Genomic DNA, 202 nt, shown 5'->3' on the forward strand with positions numbered 1-202 from the left:
GCGCGCGCCAGGGCGTCCCGGTCCTCGCCGACATGGCCTACATCGGTGCGGGCGACTGGGTCACCACCGCCAAGCGCCGCCCGCCCAACGGTGAACTCATTCCCACCGAGCGGACCGTGAACCGGGCCCTGTCCGCGGCCCGGGCACCCGTCGAACGAGGCATGGCACGGCTGAAGTCCTGGCAGATCTTCCGCAGATCCCG

The 202-nt window shown here is 71.8% G+C and carries 1 protein-coding gene; it reads left to right on the forward strand.

All coding sequences use genetic code 11. From position 1 onward, the window contains the following. A partial coding sequence (locus tag IE94_RS0135050; protein WP_030192955.1) for a transposase family protein occupies nucleotides 1-202 on the forward strand: 202 nt, incomplete at both ends.

This window comes from Streptomyces violaceorubidus, assembly GCF_000717995.1.
GTDB lineage: Bacteria > Actinomycetota > Actinomycetes > Streptomycetales > Streptomycetaceae > Streptomyces > Streptomyces violaceorubidus.